This is a genomic window from Rathayibacter sp. AY1A4 (assembly GCF_002930955.1).
GTDB lineage: Bacteria > Actinomycetota > Actinomycetes > Actinomycetales > Microbacteriaceae > Rathayibacter.
The window spans coordinates 1-5,282 of record NZ_PSTN01000050.1 but is presented as its reverse complement, the minus strand read 5'-3'; the positions used below and the strand labels follow the sequence as shown (position 1 = coordinate 5,282).

Here is a 5,282-nt window from a genome sequence, read left to right as displayed (position 1 = left end):
ACCGTCGCGCGCCCGGCGACCTGGGAGCCGGGCATCTTCGAGGCCGCGACCGCCGCGTCGGCCGCCGCGTCGTACTGGATCGGGCCCTCGACGAGCAGGTCGGGCCGGCGCTCGCGCACCAGCGCCGTCGCCGCGCGGACCTTCTCGACGTCGGCGCCGGCTCCGCTCTCGCCGGTGGAGTAGGAGAGCATCGCGATGCGGGGGTCGATCCCGAACTGCTGGGCGGTCTCGGCGGACGAGATCGCGATGTCGGCGAGCTGCGCCTCGGTGGGGTCGGGGTTCACCGCGCAGTCGCCGTAGACCAGCACGCGGTCGGCGAGCGCCATCAGGAACACGCTCGAGACGACGGAGACGCCCGGGCTCGTCTTGATGATCTCGAAGCCGGGGCGGATGGTGTGCGCGGTCGTGTGCGCGGCTCCCGAGACCATCCCGTCGGCCAGGCCGAGCTGCACCATCATCGTGCCGAAGTAGGAGACGTCCGTGACGGTGTCGTAGGCGTGGTCGTAGGTGATGCCCTTGTGCGCGCGGATGCGGGCGTACTCCTCGGCGAAGCGCGCGCGGTGCTCGGGGTCGAGGGTGCTCAGCACGCGCGCGCCGTCGAGGTCGAGGCCGAGGCCCGCCGCACGGGCGCGGATCTCGGCCTCCTCGCCGAGGATCGTGAGCCGGGCGATGCCGCGCTTGAGCACGGTCGCGGCGGCACGGAGGATCCGGTCGTCGCCGCCCTCGGGCAGGACGATGTGGCGGTCGGCGATGCGCGCGCGCTCGATCAGCCCGTACTCGAACATCAGCGGCGTGACGACCTCGGACCGGCCGACGTCGAGGAGGGTGAGCAGCTCGACCGCGTCGACCGCCTCCTGGAAGAGGGCGAGGGAGGTGTCGCGCTTGCGCGGGGAGTCGGCCGCCAGGCGGCCGCGGGCCGCGGTGACGCGGACGGCGGTGTCGTAGGTGCCGAGCTCGGTCATCACGATCGGCACGCGGCTGTCGACGCCCTCGATCAGCCGGACGATCGGCTCCGGCAGCTCGAAGCCGCCGTTGAGGATGATGCCGGTGACGGTGGGGAACGTGCCGGAGGCGTACGCCATGATCACGGCGAGGACGACCTCGGGCCGGTCGCCGGGGACGATCACGACGCCGCCCTCGGTGAGCCGCGGCAGGACGTTCACCATCGACATGCCGGCGATCACCACGCCGAGCGCCTCGCGGCCGAGCAGCTCCGGATCGCCCGCGACGACGACGCCGTCGACCGCCTCGACCAGGCGGGACAGGCTCGGAGCGACGAGGAACGGATCCTCGCGGATCGCCCAGACCGGGACGGTGGCGGGGATGCTCTCGCGGATCGCGGCGACGGCGTCGGCGGCGGTGTCGGGGTCCGCGCGGTTCGCGATCACTCCGATGAGGCTCGCGTGGGCCGTGCGCAGCTCGACCGAGGCGAGCTCCGTGATCTGGCGCATCTCCTCCGGCGTGCGCGCGGGAGCCTGGCCCAGCTGCTCGCTGCGGGACGAGTCCCGGCCGGTGAGGACGAGCAGGACCGGGGCACCGAGGTTGGCGGCGATGCGGGCGTTGTAGCCGAGCTCGGTGGGGCTGCCGACGTCCGTGTAGTCGGAGCCGAGGATGACGACGGCGTCGCACCGGGCCTCGACGCCCTTGTACCGCTCGACGATCCGCGAGAGCGCCGCCTCGCCGTCGGCGTGGACGTCCTCGTAGGTGACGCCGATGCAGTCCTCGTAGGCGAGGCCCGAGTCGGAGTGGCCGAGCAGCATCTCGAGCACGTAGTCCGGCTCGGAGGTGGAGCGGGCGATCGGGCGGAAGACGCCGACCCGCTGCACCTGGCTGCTGAGCGCATCGAGGACGCCGAGGGCGACCGTGGACTTGCCCGAATGACCTTCGGCGGACGAGATGTAGATGCTCTGAACCATCGGATCCACCCTACCGAGGGGGTCCCTCCGCCTGGCTGAGTAGAGGCCAGGGATGGGAGGGCGTGCACGGCGCGCGGCTGTGGAGGAGCGTCCGCCGCCGGTAGGGCCTCGTAGAGGCTGTGCGGCGGTCCATGGGCGGAGCAGGCGGGCCGCTTAACGGAAGAAGACCCCCCGCGCACCCGCCAGAGCCCGGTTACCCTTGCTGCGTTTCCGCCCTGGGGGAGTTGGCCTGGATGGCGCCACGCGGGGAGCCGGGTGACAGTCTAACCGACGACGGCGGCCGAGGAGAGCGGGGCGTGTCGGGGTCGTGGTCAGCGGGAGCCTCCGACACCGGCTAGTATCGATGAGTCGCGGCTCAGGTCGTGCCAGGAGGATTCGCCTAGTGGCCTATGGCGCACGCTTGGAAAGCGTGTTGGGTGAAAGCCCTCGGGGGTTCGAATCCCCCATCCTCCGCGAACGGTGTCCGTTGCTCTCGCCAGCACGGGCACCGTTTTGTTTAACCGGTGCGGCCGATCGTCGGAGCCCGGTCGACCGGTGAAGGCGTCGATCGGAGCGGCCCACTCACGCAGCGCCGGGTTCGCCCTGCCGGGGCACACCCGGCTGCAGCCGACGACGTCGCGCCGAGCAGGCGCCGCCGATCGTTCGGCGCGCGCCGGGCGTGCGGGATCAGCCGTAGAGGTGGTTCGTCCGCGCGCAGGAGTCGGAGCAGAAAGCGCCACGGCGGGCGACGAGCGGGGCCGAGCAGGCGGCGCAGACGGGGCGGAAGAAGAGTTCGGCTATGGATCGCGACATGGTCCGACCGTAGGTGCCGGTCCCGGATCGTGCCCGTCGCCATCCGTATTACGACAACGCGGACGACAGGGCGGCGATACGGACCCTCCGGCGACGCCGGCCGTCAGTCGGCGATGCGCTCGAGCCATTCGTCGAGCAGGAGCCGCTCCCCCGCGCTGAGGGGCTCGATCTGCGGCAGCGCCGTCCGCAGGGCGACGGCGTGCGCGACGACCGCACGGGCGGCGGGATCGGTGGGGCCCGCCTCCGCCGTGGTGATCGCCGCGAGGACGGACTCGCGCGAGCGGGACGAGAGCTCGTCGTCGGGGTCCGCGAGGGCGGTCAGCGTGAGGGTGCAGCCGAGCGCGGCCGACTGGAGCAGGCGGGAGGCCCGCTCGACGTCGACGGTGAGGCGGCCGGCTTCGGCGACGGCCCGGACCGCGTCGAGGAGGACGCCGCGGGACAGGCGCGCCGCCTCCGACTCCTCCCCCGGCCGCGCGGTGAACATCAGCGCGTAGAGGTGCGGTTCGGCGAGTCCGAAGGCGACGTGGTGATCCCAGGCGGCACGGAGCGCGTCGACCGGGTCGGCCGGCGCCTCGCTCCGCTCGAAGTCGGCGAGGGCCGTGGCGAATCCGGCTGCCGCGGCCGAGTCGAGCAGCCCGCGCAGGTCGCCGAACGTCCGGTAGATCGTAGGGGCCTGCACCCCCGCCGCCGCGCTGATCGCCCGCGTCGACACCGCGTCGCGCCCGCCGTCCGCCAGCAGCTCGACCGTCGCTCGGAGGATCCGCTCCCGCGTCGTCCCGCTCTCACTCATGCTACCGACGCTAACACGCTCCCGTTAGCGCCTCGTCTCCCCGAGCGGCCCCGGTCGCGTCAACGCCGTCGGGCGGTCCCGAAGATCCCGCGGACCACCTCGCGCAGCAGGGTCCTGCCGGCGCTCGAGCCCAGCACCTCCTCGACGACCGTCTTGTCGCGGCGGGCGGTGCGGGTCCCGCGGGAGGTCGGTGCCGTGCGCCGTCGGGAGCGCTCGGCGGCCTGGTCGGCGGCGCGCTCGGCGGCGGCCCGCTCCTTCGCGCGGCGGGCGGCGTCCGCGGTCTCCTCCTTGGCGCGACGCGCGTCCTCCTTGGCGCGGCGGGCGTCGTCGGCGGCCTGCTGCTCGGCGGCGGCGCGGGCCTCCTCGGCGTCGGCGGCGGCGTCGAGCCGGCGGGTGAGGATCTCGCGGGCGGAGTCGCGGTCGAGGGGCGTTCCGTAGCGCGCGAGGAGCGGGGACCTCTGGACGCTCGCCTCGCGGTCGGCCTCGGGGGTGGGCTTCATCGAGCCGAGCGGGGCGCGGAGACGCGTCCAGGCGACCGGGGTCGGGGCGCCGCGCTCGTTCATGACCGTCACGATCGCCTCGCCGATGGGGAGCGCCTGGAGGACTTCGCCGAGGTCGTAGTCGCTCTCGGGGTAGGTCGAGACGGTGGCGCGGAGGGCCTTGGCGTCGTCCGGCGTGTGCGCGCGGAGCTGGTGCTGCACGCGGGAGCCGAGCTGGGCGAGGACGTCGCCCGGCACGTCCTTCGGGGTCTGCGTGACGAAGACGATGCCGACGCCCTTGGAGCGGATGAGGCGCACGGTCTGGGTGATCGCGGCGAGGAAGTCCTTCGACGCGTCGCGGAAGAGCAGGTGCGCCTCGTCGAAGAAGAACACCAGCTTCGGCTTGTCGAGGTCGCCGACCTCCGGCAGGTCGTTGAAGAGGTCGGCGAGCAGCCACATCAGGAAGGTGGAGAACAGAGCCGGTCGGTCGGCGACTCCGGGGACCTCGAGGAGGCTGACGACGCCGCGCCCGTCGGCGGCGAGGCGGAGGAACTCGGCCGTGTCGATCTCGGGCTCGCCGAAGAACACGTCGGCGCCCTGGTCGGCGAACGCGATCAGCTCGCGGAGGATCACGCCGGCGGTCGCCTTGGACAGCCCGCCGAGCTCGGCGAGCTCCGCCTTGCCCTCGTCGCCGACGAGGTAGGTGAGCACGGCGCGGAGATCGGACAGGTCGACGAGCGGGAGACCGGCGCTCTCGGCGTAGTGGAAGACGAGACCGAGGCTCGACTCCTGCGTGTGGTTGAGGCCGAGCACCTTCGCGAGCAGCAGCGCGCCGAATCCCGTCACGGTGGCGCGGACGGGGACACCGGTGCCGATGCCGCCGAGCGCGAAGTACTCGGCGGGGGCCGCCTCCGCCCGCCAGTCCTGGCCGATGCCGCGGGTGCGGGCGAGCAGCGCGTCGGTCGCGGTGCCCGGAGTGGCGAGGCCGGAGAGGTCGCCCTTGATGTCCGCAGCGAAGACGGGGACGCCGTGGGCCGAGAGCTGCTCGGCGAGGACCTGCAGCGTCTTCGTCTTGCCGGTGCCGGTCGCGCCGACGACGAGGCCGTGCCGGTTGAGCATGCCGAGCGGGATGCGGACGGGCACGTCGATCCGCGCGTCGCCGTTGACGAGGGCGCCGAGCTCGAGGGCCGGGCCGGTGAACGCGTACCCGGCGCGCACGGCGTCGACGGCGCTCTCGGGGAGCGGACCGGGGGCCGGGTACGCGTTCACCGGCCCGGCCCTCGAGCTCGGCGCCCTCGTCAACGG

4 protein-coding genes, 1 tRNA gene and 1 other RNA gene are annotated in these 5,282 nt (G+C 73.4%); 1 reads left to right on the top strand and 5 read right to left on the bottom strand.

All coding sequences use genetic code 11. The features are described from left to right. Together pta and ffs are read right to left on the bottom strand one after the other, a co-directional pair. On the bottom strand, positions 1-1,916 hold a 1,916-nt coding region (pta, locus tag C5B92_RS16690), incomplete at its 3' end, for a phosphate acetyltransferase (RefSeq protein WP_104273938.1). Positions 1,917-2,075: 159 nt separating this feature from the next. Further along, an RNA gene (gene ffs, locus C5B92_RS16685) (signal recognition particle sRNA small type) lies at positions 2,076-2,172 on the bottom strand. A 112-nt stretch (positions 2,173-2,284) separates the two neighbouring features. Between ffs and C5B92_RS16680 the strand changes: the two genes are divergently transcribed. Continuing rightward, positions 2,285-2,369: transfer RNA gene (locus C5B92_RS16680), tRNA-Ser, on the top strand. Positions 2,370-2,582: 213 nt separating this feature from the next. On the opposite strand, the gene C5B92_RS17770 is transcribed toward C5B92_RS16680, so the two are convergent. From C5B92_RS17770 to C5B92_RS16670, 3 genes are all read right to left on the bottom strand, one after another. Next, a complete protein-coding gene (locus C5B92_RS17770) occupies positions 2,583-2,708 on the bottom strand; it encodes a hypothetical protein (protein ID WP_258060618.1) in 126 nt (41 codons plus the stop codon). A 103-nt stretch (positions 2,709-2,811) separates the two neighbouring features. Next, positions 2,812-3,498 carry a TetR/AcrR family transcriptional regulator gene (locus C5B92_RS16675; protein WP_104227474.1) on the bottom strand — a complete coding sequence of 229 codons (687 nt, stop codon included), beginning with the start codon at positions 3,496-3,498 and terminating at the stop codon, positions 2,812-2,814. A gap of 59 nt (positions 3,499-3,557) precedes the next feature. After that, the gene (locus tag C5B92_RS16670; protein ID WP_219814362.1) at positions 3,558-5,279 is read right to left on the bottom strand and encodes a helicase HerA-like domain-containing protein; all 1,722 of its coding nucleotides are present in this window, start codon (positions 5,277-5,279) and stop codon (positions 3,558-3,560) included. Positions 5,280-5,282 lie beyond the last annotated feature (3 nt).

Coding starts and splice junctions, on each gene's coding strand:
- C5B92_RS16675 (WP_104227474.1), bottom strand. CDS start 3,498: ATGAGTGAGAGCGGGACGACGCGGGAGCGGATCCTCCGAGCGACGGTC.
- C5B92_RS17770 (WP_258060618.1), bottom strand. CDS start 2,708: ATGTCGCGATCCATAGCCGAACTCTTCTTCCGCCCCGTCTGCGCCGCC.